Origin of the sequence: Variimorphobacter saccharofermentans, assembly GCF_014174405.1 — a bacterium.
Classification (GTDB): domain Bacteria; phylum Bacillota; class Clostridia; order Lachnospirales; family Lachnospiraceae; genus Mobilitalea; species Mobilitalea saccharofermentans.
On the sequence record NZ_JACEGA010000001.1, the window covers coordinates 2,933,798 to 2,948,992 of the forward strand.

The window sequence follows — 15,195 nt, forward strand, 5'->3', positions numbered from 1 at the left end:
CAGTCAATTATAGTCCTGCTTTACAACGATTGCATAAACGCCCACTTCGAATCTTTACTCCACATTTCTCACAGGTAAACCAAGCGTACTCGGAATCATCAGAAAACTCCAAACGATCTTCCCGTATCCACTTCAGTAATTGCGAAGGAGTAACATCGTTATCATCAGCGATTTGAATGATGGAAGCACGCGGATTTTTCATAATATATTCCTTTACCGCCTGGAACTTTAATTCATCTTCAATCACCAATGGCCGCAGTCTAGCTGTTAATAATTTATTCGTTTCCTCTTTATCCACATTGGGTAGTAATTTAACACAGTTTGGACATAACTCAGGACCATAAATATAATTGAACAATCTTCTGCAATTCTTACATATTTTTACTTCCATCCATATCTCCTTAGTGGTAAATAAATATTCTGAAATGCTTAGCAAATTTTACTTTATTTGGCCTTACTTGTATAGTAATACATATTTCCCAAACAAGCAATACACTTTTTATCCTACTAGTTCACATATACTACTATAATGTAAAGAAAGCCCCGAAAGGCAGTAATAATTTTTACCACTTTCAGGGCCATTTCCATACTAATTATAACATTTCTTTCCGTAACTGCTCTCCGGATTTCATGGATAAATAAGCCGGTGCAATATCAAATACTGTCTTAGCACCGGAGCATCCTTCCTTGTTCATTCGATACGCTGCTCTTGCATAGGCTAATAATACATTAGCTGTAAAATCCGCATTAGAATCCAACTTAATTCGGTATTCGATCAGATGATTATTCTCGTTATTCAGACCTGTTTTACCGCTTTGTAATACAAAGCCTCCATGAGCTAAGCCTCCATGGTTCTTATCAAATTCCTCCTGAGTTATGAAATGAACTTCTGTGTCATAATCAGCGAAGTAGTTTGGCATGGTCTTTATCTCATGTTCAATTTTTGATTTATCTGCTCCTTCTGCAGCTACAACGTAGCATTCTCTTCTATGCTTCTCTCTGGTAGTAAACTCAGGAGTTTCTCCCTGACGGATTCTCTCCAGAGCACTTTCAATGGGAATTGTGTACTGTTTTGCATTTACTACGCCCTCTACTCTACGGATCGCATCGGAATGTCCCTGGCTCACTCCCTTTCCCCAGAAAGTATAATTATGACCCTGAGGCAGGATTGCTTCTGCATATAATCGATTCAATGAAAACATTCCGGGATCCCATCCTGAGGAAATAACGCATACCTTGCCAGCTGCCTTAGCCTCTTTATCCATAGCATCATAATATTGCGGAATCTTTGCATGGGTATCAAAGCCATCCACGGTATTAAAAGAGGCTGCAAAAAAAGGTCCCTGTTCCGGCAAATCCGACATACTTCCACTACATAGGATCATGACATCAATTTGATCGGTCATGTTTTTCGCATCCTCGATTCGATATGCCTTTGCTCCCTCTGTCATGAGTTTGATTTTGGACGGATCTCTTCTTGTAAATACACCTGCTAGAACCATATCCTCATTCTGTCTAATTCCTAATTCAGCACCTTTACCTAAATTACCATAGCCAACAATTCCAATTCTGATTTTGCTCATATTGTCCTCCTGTGGTTTTCAATTATTTTCTTCCAATGTATTGTTATTATTTCGTAAACGTATTCGACTATGCTTGATCATAATAATATGTGAATACTCAAAAAATACTCATCAGTATATTTACCACTGATGAGTATTTACCTATCAATAAAACGAAAATTAATTCTCGATTAACTTACTCTTCTTTGTCCAGCTCATCATGTTACGAAGCTCTGCTCCAACCTTTTCTAACTGATGCTCTGATTCAATTCTTCTCTTTGCATTAAAGTTGGTACATCCAATCTGGTTCTCAAGTAACCAGTTACGAGCAAAGGTTCCGTCCTGAATATCGCTGAGAACTTTTCTCATTGCATTCTTGGTGTCTTCTGTAATAATCTTAGGTCCTGTAATATAATCACCATATTCTGCAGTATTAGAAATGGAATATCTCATTCCTGCAAAACCGCTTTCGTTAATCAGGTCAACGATCAGCTTCATTTCATGGATACATTCAAAATAAGCACTTTCTGGTTCATAGCCTGCTTCCACAAGAACTTCAAATCCAGCTTTCATAAGAGCAGTTACACCACCGCAAAGAACTGCCTGCTCACCGAATAAGTCCGTCTCAGTTTCTTCTCTGAAGGTTGTCTGAAGAACACCTGCTCTTGCTCCACCAATTGCAAGGGCATAAGCAAGTCCAATATCATGTGCTTTTCCTGTAGCATTCTGATGAACAGCGATCAAGCAAGGAACTCCCTGTCCCTCTAAGTACTGGCTTCTAACTGTATGTCCAGGTCCCTTAGGAGCAATCATTAATACGTCTACATCCTTAGGCGGAATAATCTGACCGAAATGAATTGCAAAACCATGAGCGAACATTAATGCATTTCCTGGCTGTAAATTGGGCTCAATTGATTCTTTATACATTTTAGCCTGCTTCTCATCATTGATTAGAATCATGATAATATCTGCTCTCTTCGCTGCTTCAGCTGCAGTATATACTTCAAATCCTGCTGCTTCTGCCTTCGCCCAGGATTTACTTCCTTCATAAAGACCAATAATAACATTAACACCGGATTCCTTTGCATTTAATGCATGTGCATGTCCCTGGCTTCCGTAGCCGATTACCGCAACTGTTTTTCCTTCTAATAAGGAAAGATTACAATCCTGTTGATAAAAAATCTTAGCCATGTTTCTAATTCCTCCTTGATTTTCAGGAGGAGTTTATCCTCCTATTTTTTAAATTGCTCAGGAGGATTTCTCCTCCCTTGATTTTCAGGAGGAGTTTATCCTCCCTATTTTTTAAATTGCTCAGGAGGATTTCTCCTCCCAAATATATATATTCAAACACGTCTCCACGCATTTGTGTACTAATTACCTATCGCTATTCTTCCGTACAACTTATATACCGAAGAAGCATCGCTCTTAATCATCAAAATCAGAAATATCACCCGAGCCTCTGGAAAGTCCTGTGATACCGGTTCTAACCAGTTCTTTAATCGTATATGGCTCTAATAGTTTGATAAAGGCATTGATTTTATCCTGATTACCAGTAAGTTCAATCATAAGTGATTCCATAGCTACATCCACAATCTTTGCTCTAAAAATATTCGCAACGGATATGATATCCTGCCGATTTTGCTCTGTAGCATTTACCTTAACCAATATTAACTCTCTTGTCACAGATTCCCCCGGTGCCAGCTCCTTAATCTCAATAACATCTTCGAGTTTCAGTAATTGCTTACGTATCTGGTCCAGTATCTGGTCATCTCCATGAGCTAATACTGTCATACGGGATATTGATGGATCCTGTGTCTCACCGACCGTCAAACTATCAATATTATATCCTCTTCTACTAAATAATCCAGCTACTCGGCTGAGTACACCGGCAGTATTCTCTACCAAAATCGATAATACCATCCTCTTCATAGCGTGCTCCTCCCTATAATATGTACATTTTCTTGTGTCGATGTCTATAAGAAAAGCCCTGCACCACAGGACACTCTGCAATGGGGCTTCTGTTGCTGTATAAATAGTAAGTTTTAAGTTTTAATTATTGTAACAACAACATTTCTATTTGTCAAGTATAGATATAAATCCTTTCACCAATTTTTAGATGATACTGATTATAGATTCCAGCAGGTGCTCTAAGCAGATGTTTCATAAACGCTTTACTTAAGCATATTTGCGCTATACTACAAATGAGAGCACCCACTTTTCACATGAACAGTTCATAAACCAAAAAAGATTTTTGAACTACACTTGAGTTGCTCCATACTTCTCTTTCATCCCCACAATGAATGCATAAAAATTCATTCAAATCATATCATTAACATAAGTCCTATATTCCGAATAATCCCTGTTTTCAAATATCCGTATTTTATCAAAATCATTCTTTTTCGTATCATATTTTCCTGACTTAGATACGCAAACTGCTCTAGAATTTCTTTATTATGATCATTTAACAGTTCTCCATATATATGAAGAAAGTCGATAGCTTGACGTTCTAACGCGCGCAATGCCTCCTTCTGCATCTGGATGGATGTGATACGATTCTTTATATAGGCTCCAAACCCAATATCTCCGACCACATTCCCACCATGCTGACGATATAGTAAGGTGCCATCATTAATAAAGCCGATTTTTCCGAATGCTGATGCAATGAGACCGACCCACCAATCATGAAAGCGTGCATTTGTCGGGAGCTCATGAGTATGAATTACCTTTCTAAGAGCAGCATTTACCATAACGGTGCAGCCTATCAGTTTATTTTCCATCAACATATGAGGAAGATCCGTTTTTCTGGTATTCAGATGACTGGAGCAGAAAAAGGAATTCTTTATCACATTCAGGTTTTGATCCACCACAACTGCATCTGTGAATACTGCCAATGGCCTATCTTTCCCTAACTGGGCCTCCATGTGTCTGATTCTTTTTAGTGTAATAGCTATTTTATTATTCTTCCAGACATCATCCTGATCACAGAACATAATATAGTCCGAAGTGGTATGGCATAATGCATTGAGAAAATTCATCGTAACACCCATATTGGTCACATTCTGATAAACATGAATTTTATCCGGATATTGCTCCTCATAAGTCCGTAGTAAAGGAAGCGTCCCATCTTTAGAACCATCATCATGAATAAAAAGTTCAAAATCCTGATAGCTTGAACCCAGTATTGAATCAATTTGATCTCCAACATACTTTTCCCCGTTATAGGTTGCCATTATGATAGCCACTGTACTCATGTTTTATCTCTCCACATATCTATTATCTCTATCTGCTTTATTGATTGATCAGCCATTCATATTATTTCCAATAGGATTTATTCATGCTACAGCGCAGTATTATATTACGGGGCAATAAATCATAACGGAGTCCCATCTGGTATCCGATAAATTTAAATGCGCTGCTGATAATCAGGTCCGGTATTAGATAATATTTCTTTTTTTGAATTAAATACTGCATGGTTTTCCTGACTAATTTAATTCCTTCTGATTCCGATTTTACACCATGGAGTACCTCTGCGTATTGATTATGGGATACTCCAAGGTCAAAGTTCCGAGTAAATTGTTGTACATACGTATATTTATGGGAATGAATCACCTTTGCATTGGCAGCATACGCCACCTTGTAATTGGCTCGAATCATCCCTGCTGCCATAATCATGTCCTCATTAAATATTGTCTTATCTACAAAACCACCCATTTCACGATACACCTTATTACGGTAAGAGGCACATACATCGGAACAGAAGAAGGTCTTGATGCCAAGCTCGGGCAGGTCCTCAAGCGTTTTAATCCTGCTATGCTTCGGATAATTAAAATACCTTGTATAGCGCTCTAGCAAATCAGCTTTCTCGTCCGGGAGCTGTCTTGCATAGGAGGCTGCTACCATCGGATCTGAGTAGGGTTCTAAAAGATTCTCAATCAGTAAATGATCAGCCGGAACTGCATCCTGAGTCATAAACAGAATAATATCCGCGTCCGATAAGGAAGCTCCATATTTTCTAGTACCACCATGATCATATTCTTTTTTATTAATAGGAATGATCTCAATATTACTTCCCTCTATATCAGGTATCTTCTGCTCCTGTCCCTGATACTCTTCTGTGTGTAATATAATAACCCGATTGGGCTTTATTGTTTGTTGATATAATTTTATCAGCAGCTTGTCCAGCTTATCATCAGAATGATAGGTCGGAATAATAACATCCACCGTATATTTGCAGTCGATGTCTCCGCTCTCTGCTTTATCTTCCTGTCTCTGAATATTCTCTTTCATATAACCTCCATAGAATTTGGTTCTCTTGGATTATTTATTAGATTATATACGATAACATGTTCACGACCTCAAGCTCTGCTCACATACTAATAAGTCAACTCGCATCATGTTCACTATGCTTTATTATATCATATATGAAGAAAAAGGAAACGGAAAATATTATTTTCCGTTTCCTAATGTTTCTTTATTTATCACTTTCTTGAACATATTTATAAGCAATATAATCAGATACGTTGAAATCCCGAATTCCCCGGTTTTCTGTTCGCTCTTTTATCCTATCATAATATCTGTTGATATATAAACCTGGCTCTTGGTATTCATAGTAATACTCATTACTGTATTCATCTTCATAAACTACTTCATTGTTCCATTCACCAGTCTCAGTAATCAAGGGTACAACCACAGGAGCAGCATCCGATGACAGATTCATAGTAAGGTAGATCAAATCCTCAACATCCAATACTTCTTCATGATCCCGTAGATAGGCAGCGATATGATAATCCGGTTTTGCGAAGGAAAATGCCAGATAAAAGATTGCAACAACTGCCACGCAATAATGAAACAGTGGAAATATCTTGCGATATACGGATATAATCACACCCGCTAATACAAAAGCATCAATCAGCAATGCCAGAAGTACAAACAATCGCAAAAAGGTTAGGTGATAAGCATCAATATATAGGAGCATACGATAGGTTGCAGAGGCAATCATGATATAAGTGCATAAAGTTATCATCGTTAAAATATACCGAAGAAGCTTGTTATCCTCAAACATATTCGTACAAATCAGTATTATGATTATGTTGATAATTGTTACGGCTAATAATTCAAAAAATCCTCTTCTGGCATACTCTGCAAAAGTGAATTCTTCCGGAAGAACGAATATACCACTGGTAAACAGGTAAGCTATCTGAATTCCGCAAAATAAGACATATACGAAACCGATTAATGAAATTGCCGTAATTGCTATGGAAGCACTGGCCTTTTTTCCTTCCTTGCTGACTCTGCTTTGAACACCTGATGCTGCTCCGCATAATATACAATAACAAGCAATGAAACCAAAGAGTGTCATCATAATAATAGTTATGATATTGGAGGAAAACAGTGTATCCATCATCCTCTCCGTCATTTTTCCAAAAAGTAAGTCTGCGTTGGACAGCAGTAACAGAATGATTATCAACATCGGAATCGCAATGACGACTCCGATCACTACATTGATTACCTTCTCATTCTTAAAGAACTTTGATTTTTTACTAAAATGCACGCTATCGACAAAGGGCATACCGATTGCTGCAATGCTTTGAAAAATGAGTCCGAGCATCTTTAATAAATGCTTCGTAAAATCCCAAGGCTTCATATCATATAGCTGATACAGAAGAAGCAGGTCGAACAAAATCATAATCGCTACTACATTTAGAAATTGCAAAATAACACTGGCAGTTAGAAAGGTAGATAAGCCAAATAGCAGAATTCCAATATAGAACATGGCTGCTCCCTTTCTACGAGGAACCTCAAGTTCTTTAAATGCGATGGTCAGTAGTATTAGTAACACCAATGAATATAACAGTACATTAATTCCTATCTGTGCTTTATAAAAGAGAAGCGTAAAAAAAGTACCAAAGATAAGACTTATTCCTCCAAACACTCCGAATTTTAAGCGCAGTTTACTAAGCAGTGGCGAAACCACTTCTTTTTCTGAAGTGCCTGCAACTACCATTCTATCATCCTGAACTGTAGGATGACCATTATTCAATTGTTCCATGATATAATATCCTCCTTTAATATTATTCTTCTTTCTTTATATGCTTCTATTCTGCTTCTTCGCAGATATTATGTTGTGTTACGGTTCAACCTCCTTCAATTATTTCTTCATCCTCTACGTATTCCAATATATCACCGGGTTGACACTTTAAAGCTTTACAGATTGCTTCTAATGTACTAAAACGTACTGCTTTTGCTTTGTTGTTCTTCAGTATGGAGAGGTTTGCCATCGTAATATCTACCTGCTCGGCTAGTTCGGTTAAGCCCATCTTTCTCTTTGCCATCATTACATCCAAATTTACCAGAATCATTCGCGGCACCTCCTATATGGTTAAGTCATTTTCGAGTTTATAAGTAACCGCCTGATCAAATACCTGGGATAGTACCAGTGAAAATAAACCAGCCACCACGAACACCGTAACCAGTACCAGCGCTGCTGGTGTAACAACAAAGAAGAGCCGAACCGCCATAATAACTGTAATAATGAAGGAGCATAGACCCATACGCTTTAGGGAGGTGACATTCTCCTTCACAAAGGGATTCTCCTTTATTACTGTATGAAACATTCTTCGCAGTTCCCACAGAATAATCAATGCAAATACGCCTGCTATCATAAATATCACACAATAGGGAATGTAGTAGTCTTTAAAAATACTGAAATACTTCCCTGCCTCCTTAAAGATAAAGGGTACTGTAATGCATATTAGGATTCCGGAAAAGAACATAAAATCTAGTAATAGTTTTGTAAATCTGATTAAGGGACTCCTACTCATATTCATCCTCCTCGTTCTTACCATATCTTTTTAGATTATTTATTAACTGTAGATTATCATATAAAAAAGCGAAAGTCAATAATTATTTATCGTTTTTCGATAAATAATTATTGACTTTTAATAGCTTGTTCTATCTATTGCAGGCTTGAAAGTCTGGAAAGAACGTCGAGATATTCTGCCTCCAGTATTTCTTTTTTCGTCTCATTTTTCTTAAGCCCCATCTCTGCTAGAAGCTGGGTAATACGTAGTTCTAAACGCATTCTCTCAGAATGTATGGAGAGGCTATTTTCTGCCGATTTTTTTGCTTCCTTATTCTTAGCAATTGCTGCCTCTTCATAGGCTTTCAGATTACCCTGAATTAGCTTCGTCTTCTGGTCTTCGATCATTAGCAGATAATCCGCTGTCTCATTAATAAAGTGTCTGTCATGAGAGACAAAAAGGATGGTTCCTTCATATTCTTTGATACGTTTCTGTAATGTCATAATGGATGGCATATCCAGATAGTTCGTTGGTTCATCCAGAACCAGTACATTCGCATTCGATACAAGCAGCTTGGCTAAGGCTAACTTCATTCGCTCACCGCCGCTCAGGACCTCGACTTTTTTCCCTAAATCATTACTTGTAAATAAGAACCCCGCTAAAATGCTACGTACCACTGACTCGGTTTGAACACTGTCTTTCATAGCGTTTTCTAATACCGTCTCTGACTTCTGCAGATTCTCCATCTTCTGATACAGAAATCCCAGAACCGCTTTAGGGACAATCCGAATCGTATCGCGAAACTCACCCTCTTGAAAAGAGGACCTTATGATGTTCAATAAAGTTGTCTTACCTACCCCATTGGGTCCGACTATCGCAATCTTTTTATGGTTCGGTATTCGAAACGATGCATTTTGGAATATTGCATGATCCCCGTACGCGAAATTAAGCTCACTAGCCTCCATAATGATTTTGTTTTCAGGAGGATTCGTCAATTTGAAATTCAGGGAGATTCTTGGTTCTTCCTTCGGCCTTTCTTTCACCTCCATGTGATCAATGCGTTTTTTTACAGCGTCGGCTGCACGGTGAAGATTTTTTTGCTTACCATCGTGATTTCTGCCGGTAACACATAAAAAGTCGCGCATATGGGCCTCTCTGGGGCTCATTCCCTTAGGTATCCTCGCTGCATTTTCAGCAAGCTTCCGCTTTTCCACATACACCTCTTCCAGACGCTTCTTTTCACCGATATAAGCTTCATATTCTTTCTTACATCGTTCCTTCTCTGCTTCCTTTAACCGTTCGTATTCCGAAAAATTCCCCGGATATTGAGTGATCTTCCCATGGGCCACTTCCACTATCTTCGTACAGATTTCATCTAACAGGGCACGATCATGACTAATAATAAGAAGCGTCTCCATTCTTTTTAATTTTTGCTGAAGGAGTCGAATACCTTCCATATCAAGATTGGCAGTGGGTTCATCCAATAATACGATGTGACCTTGTTTGCCAAAGGCTCCCGCCAGCTTAAGTCTGGTTTCCTCACCACCACTAATCTTATCCTGGTATAACTTATCATTAACATTAAGCTCCTTCAGTAGCTTTTGATGATCTCCTTCCTGCTCCAGATACTCCTGTTCCTCATAATCTGAAAACTGAGGTACATAGGAGAAGGAGCCATAGGTGTTAATATAACCTTCCTCTGCCTCCAGCTCACCCAGCAGCAGTTTCAATAATGTTGTTTTCCCTGCTCCATTCGCTCCCACAACTCCGATTTTATCTCCAGAATAGATAGCGAACTCATCAATATCCAAAATCAAACGATCTCCGAAGTATTTCTTAATATTCTCTGCTTTTACTAATAACAAAAAAAGATCCCTCCTTGCATGAATGCCGGAAAGATCGAATAAAGAATTCTATATGATAAGTAGCTATAGATAAATAAACTGCATAGTTTTACCTATAACCAAGTAAGGTATCAGAAAATGGTATTGCCTTTCTGAACCTCAGTATCAATCTATTCGATAATCCAGCGATAAAACATAATACAGGAATCCATATAATACTTGTGAACCCCTGCTCCTACTTATTTCATTTACCATTCACTGAATTACCAAATAAACATTATACTTCACACCGTTACAAACTGCCTATAAATGCAATCTGTGTCCTTTCATTTTCAATTTATAAACCTATTTTACTGTGCTTTCATGCATTTGTCAATCACAAGGATCTTAAGACACTAATCAGAAAGTAGCAGATCAAATCTAGGCATTCAATCCGCTACTTTCCATAAAATTAAAGGTTACCTAATATTTTTGAAACCAGTGTTACTGCAGATTGCGCATCCGGTGAATAACCATCTGCTCCGATTTCAATGGAATAGCTGTCCGTTATTACTGCTCCTCCAATGATAATCTTACTTGTAACACCATTTTCCTTTGCTAATTCTACGACGCGCTTCATCTCAACCATAGTAGTTGTCATCAGTGCGGACAATGCGATAATATCCGCCTTTTCTCTGATAGCTGTCTGAATTATGGTCTCGCTGGGCACATCCTTGCCCAGATCAATTACTCTATAACCATAGTTTTTCAGCATAAGCGAAACAAGGTTCTTACCGATATCATGAATATCACCGGCAACCGTAGCAATTACAATCGTACCCTTGCTGCTTTCTTGATTCTCCTTTTGAAGCAGAGGCTCCAGATAATCAATTGCCATTTTCATTGTCTCGGCACCTGCTATGAGCTGAGGGAGAAAATACCTCTGGCTTTCATATAATTGTCCCACCTCATTGATGGCAGGAATTAATGTCTTCTCAATCAATTCATTGGGCTTAATACCAGTACTTAAGGCATCCTCTACCAATGCAATGATATTCTTTTTCTTTCCTTTTACAACTGCTTCAAAGACAGAAGGAACCAAATCTGAAGAGTTCTTTTTCATCTCTTCTTCCTTCACATTCTGCACTTCAGGTTTTTCCTGATTGGCAGAGCCTACTGATATCGTTGCCGGTCTCATGGTTACTCTGTCAATATAGCGTTCTGCTCCATCCTCAACACCACGAAGAAGATCGGATGCAAAGGCAGTATTCATCAATAAATCCTGAGAAGGATTTGCAATCGCCATCGTAAGTCCTGCTTGAATTGCAAATGCCAGGAAGGTACTATTGATAAACTGCCGTTCCGGCAGGCCAAAGGATATATTGGAAAGTCCAATGATTGTGGCAAGCTGTAGCTCATCCTTACAATATCGAATCGTCTCCAGCGCTTCTATAGAAGCATTTTTATTAGCACCTACGGTATTCACAAGACCATCTACAATAATATCTTCCTTTGCTAATCCGCATTCCAGCGCACGATCAATTATGGTATGAATTATTTGCTTCTTTTCCTCCAGGTTCTTTGGCATTCCCTGATCAGATAAAGGAAGCAGTATAAACATAGCTCCATATTTCTTAGCAATCGGAATCAGATTGTCGTACTTTGCTTTTTCCAAAGAAATAGAATTAATAAGTGCACGGCCGGGATAAAGTCGTAACGCTGCCTCTATTACTTCCACATGGCTGGAATCGATACACAGTGGTGTATCTGCTGCAAGCAGAGCCTCCTGCATAGCTAATAGCATAATCTGCTTCTCATCGATTCCGTTCATTCCTACATTGATATCCAGAACTTGCGCGCCAAGTGCTACCTGTTCTTCAGCGAAGCGGGAGACGATGGACATATTCTCTTCCCGAAGCTCTGCCTGCAGATCCTTCTTTCCCGTAGGGTTAATGCGTTCACCCACAATCATAAACGGACCGGAGAGCGGTATTTCTACCGTCTTACTCTCTGTGGTTAATGCACGTATATGCGCTTTGCTTATCGCAGGTGGCTGGATATTCTTAACTCTTTCCACCAACTGTTTGATGTGTCTCGGTGTAGAGCCACAGCAGCCTCCGACAATACTTGCTCCTGCTTTTACGATTTCCTCCATCTCTGCTGCAAAGTCTTCTGCTTCCAACGGAAATACCGTTTTGCCATTCACCAGCTTCGGAATTCCAGCATTGGGCTTTGCCATAATCGGAATATATGCATAACGCTTCATTTCTCTGACGATTTCTATCATTTTATCCGGGCCGGTGGAGCAATTAACACCTACTGCATCTGCACCCATGCTTTGTAATACGATGATTGCTGTCTTCGGGTCCGTTCCAAAGATGGTTCTGTTCATTTCATTATACGTAAGGGATATAATTACGGGAAGATCACAGGTTTCTTTCACCGCAAGCAATGCTGCACGGCACTCCTGCAGGCTCATCATCGTCTCGATTACAATTAAATCCACTCCGCAAGGAAGGATATAGCCTAATTGCTGCTTATATACATCAACCAACTCTTCAAAAGGCAGAGGACCTACCGGCTGAACCTGCACGCCGGTCATCGTTAAATCGGCTGCAATATAGACCTTTCTATTACTCCCACAACGGCTGTAATACCTTTTTACTGCCTCGTAGGATAATCCTACCAGTTCCCGGTTGAAATCCTCAAGCTTCTCTGCCATTCCATATTCCGCCAGCTTAATTCTGTTAGCAGTAAAGGTCGGTGCAAATATAATATCCGAACCTGCTTCCAAGAACTCTGTCTGAAGTTCTATTAATACTTCTGGATTATCTAATATCCATTGCTCAGGGCAAACACCCGTGGGCATTCCTCTTTGTTGAAGATTACTTCCGGTTGCTCCATCTACAAACATGATTCTTGACTGAACCAGGGATTGAAATTCCTTTTTTGTCATTGCATATCCTCCTTACGCATGATTTTATCCATTAAGCTGACCCGGTTAAACGGAAGCATAAAATAATACCCATCTGCCACCGTCTCCAACATATCCATTATTTCTCTAGCAATAGAAGCACCCACATTTTCTGCTTCCTCTCTGGACATATTCGGGTTGTATCGATTTAATATATGATCCGGTACATGAATACCACTAATTTCGTTCTTGATGAATAACGCATTTCGATAGCTTACCAGGGGCATAATGCCACATAATATTTTCGTATCAACCCTTTCCTTGATACTGCGTATACGCATAACATCCTCTTCCGAATAAATGGGCTGAGTCAAAAAATACTTAGCACCCGCCTCCATCTTGCGTCTCATTCTGTCCACTACCTTATCAACTGTTCCTCTTCTATAATTAAGGGCTCCTCCGTAGAAGATGGGCTCATCAGAAAAATGCTCCTCATTCATTTCCCGTATATAATCCATAAGCTGTACGGAATTATAATCAAAGACTCCGGTAGTAGATACTCTGCTTTCTCCCGGTACCGGATCACCTGTGACCACCAACATGTTACGGATACCATGAATATAGGCACCCAGCAGCGTAGAGCGCATCGATATCATATTACGATCCCTACAACAGATATGGGGCATGACAGGTAGTTGCGTCTCACCTGCAATTTTTATACTCATTAGTACTGAATCAACACGACTTCTACCCATTGGTGAATCAGCAAAGGTAATGATATCTGCTCCGCTATGCTTAAGTTTATGAGCACACTCCATCACCTGATCAATGTTCGCATCATACGGAGGATCTAATTCCACTGCTATTACCTTATCTTTGCTATCAAACAGCCGATAGAAGGTATTCTCCTTCACCGCCGGGGCAGCCATTTCTCTCCTGCTTCGGGGTTGTTTCACCAGCGGTGTATAAGCATTTGAACGTAGCATATCATTAATGTCGGCTATATATTCCGGTGTTGTTCCACAGCACCCTCCAATGATATCAATCCCTAACTCAGCAATCCGCTTCATATTGTCTGCGAAATACCGGGCATTGTCCATGAAGACCATACGATTTTGCATTTGCTCCGGATAACCTGCATTGGGTGCTGCGTAACTATTTTTACCTTCAGGGAAGGTAACCTTTTGTAGAATTTGATGCATATGTCCGGAACCAATTCCACAATTAAAGCCACAAGCGTCAATTTCATCAATCTGGGCTATCTTATCCATCAAACGTGTTGCACTGATTCCTGCCGCGGAATACCCGTTTTTATTCACGGAAAAGCTTGTAAGAAGGAACATATCCTGTCTCTTTTCCTTTATGTAGGGAGCCAGCTTTTCAATATAGTTCGTTGAGGAAAAGGTTTCAAAATGAATACCATCCATTCCTTGTTCTAAAAAAATGTCACATAAAAGCCGGTATTCTTCCAGAATATCCTTCTCATTCGAATCGGCGTTCTCAGGAATCGGACCGATGTCTCCCAGAATCCAAATCCTTTCAGATATCATTAATTCAGTAGATGATTCCTCCACTGCTTTTTTCGCGATTTGACACGCGGCTATGACCAATTCCCGTTGCTCTTCCTTATTTCGTTGTAATACTGTCCGATTGGCTGCAAAGGTATTCGTACGAATTAATCTGGCTCCGGATTTGATATACTCCTTATGAATTTGCTTAATCACTTCCGGTTCTGTTATATTAGCATATTCCGAAATAATCCTATCCTGATTTTTAATCAGGGAATAGTAGGTTCCCATGGATCCATCCGGAATCAATCTATGTTCTTTTAAATACTGCTTCATTCCCTCATTCCTCCATGAAATGCCACCTATGGCCAGCAAACCAATATGTTATCTTTGTTACAGCAAAGTACTGGGTAGCAAAAACATTTTACCCATTATATATCATTCTTTCCTACACCACAAGTATTTTCACAATATTGAAGGAAGAAAGTTACAGATAGCTTATATTCGGATACCGACAGGATAAGAGCCAGTATTCTCCTATACTATATTAAAAAAGTAAGAATAATAGAGTTCTACCTTTTATCTTTT

12 protein-coding genes are annotated in these 15,195 nt (G+C 39.3%); all 12 read right to left on the bottom strand.

Annotated elements, in window-relative coordinates; translation table 11 throughout:
• Nucleotides 1-7: 7 nt before the first annotated feature.
• Nucleotides 8-391: a transposase gene (locus H0486_RS12830; protein ID WP_228353370.1), complete on the bottom strand. Its 384-nt coding sequence runs from the start codon at nt 389-391 to the stop codon at nt 8-10.
• Nucleotides 392-593: 202 nt separating this feature from the next.
• Nucleotides 594-1,583 (bottom strand): diaminopimelate dehydrogenase, encoded by a 990-nt coding sequence (locus H0486_RS12835; protein WP_228353371.1) that lies wholly within the window; start codon nt 1,581-1,583, stop codon nt 594-596.
• 159 nt (nt 1,584-1,742) lie between these two features.
• Nucleotides 1,743-2,753: a ketol-acid reductoisomerase gene (gene ilvC, locus H0486_RS12840; RefSeq protein ID WP_228353372.1), complete on the bottom strand. Its 1,011-nt coding sequence runs from the start codon at nt 2,751-2,753 to the stop codon at nt 1,743-1,745.
• Between the two features lie 234 nt (nt 2,754-2,987).
• Nucleotides 2,988-3,491 carry an acetolactate synthase small subunit gene (ilvN, locus tag H0486_RS12845; RefSeq protein WP_228353373.1) on the bottom strand — a complete coding sequence of 168 codons (504 nt, stop codon included), beginning with the start codon at nt 3,489-3,491 and terminating at the stop codon, nt 2,988-2,990.
• Nucleotides 3,492-3,883: 392 nt separating this feature from the next.
• Nucleotides 3,884-4,813, bottom strand: a complete 930-nt coding sequence (locus tag H0486_RS12850; protein WP_228353374.1) for a glycosyltransferase family 2 protein — start codon at nt 4,811-4,813, stop codon at nt 3,884-3,886.
• Nucleotides 4,814-4,874: 61 nt separating this feature from the next.
• Nucleotides 4,875-5,849, bottom strand: coding sequence for a glycosyltransferase family 2 protein (locus tag H0486_RS12855; RefSeq protein WP_228353375.1), 975 nt, complete (start codon nt 5,847-5,849; stop codon nt 4,875-4,877).
• 184 nt (nt 5,850-6,033) lie between these two features.
• Nucleotides 6,034-7,611 carry a DUF4153 domain-containing protein gene (locus H0486_RS12860; protein ID WP_228353376.1) on the bottom strand — a complete coding sequence of 526 codons (1,578 nt, stop codon included), beginning with the start codon at nt 7,609-7,611 and terminating at the stop codon, nt 6,034-6,036.
• A gap of 85 nt (nt 7,612-7,696) precedes the next feature.
• Complete coding sequence (locus H0486_RS12865) at nt 7,697-7,921, bottom strand: helix-turn-helix domain-containing protein (RefSeq protein ID WP_228353377.1); 225 nt, start codon at nt 7,919-7,921, stop codon at nt 7,697-7,699.
• A gap of 12 nt (nt 7,922-7,933) precedes the next feature.
• Entirely contained in the window at nt 7,934-8,383 is a 450-nt protein-coding gene (locus H0486_RS12870) for a DUF2975 domain-containing protein (RefSeq protein ID WP_330594520.1), read from the bottom strand.
• A 134-nt stretch (nt 8,384-8,517) separates the two neighbouring features.
• Complete coding sequence (abc-f, locus tag H0486_RS12875) at nt 8,518-10,227, bottom strand: ribosomal protection-like ABC-F family protein (protein WP_228353379.1); 1,710 nt, start codon at nt 10,225-10,227, stop codon at nt 8,518-8,520.
• A gap of 430 nt (nt 10,228-10,657) precedes the next feature.
• On the bottom strand, nt 10,658-13,141 hold the full coding sequence (locus H0486_RS12880) for a homocysteine S-methyltransferase family protein (protein WP_228353380.1): 2,484 nt from the start codon (nt 13,139-13,141) through the stop codon (nt 10,658-10,660).
• Nucleotides 13,138-14,943, bottom strand: a complete 1,806-nt coding sequence (locus tag H0486_RS12885; protein ID WP_228353381.1) for a bifunctional homocysteine S-methyltransferase/methylenetetrahydrofolate reductase — start codon at nt 14,941-14,943, stop codon at nt 13,138-13,140. The genes H0486_RS12880 and H0486_RS12885 overlap by 4 nt, the downstream gene beginning before the upstream one ends.
• Nucleotides 14,944-15,195 lie beyond the last annotated feature (252 nt).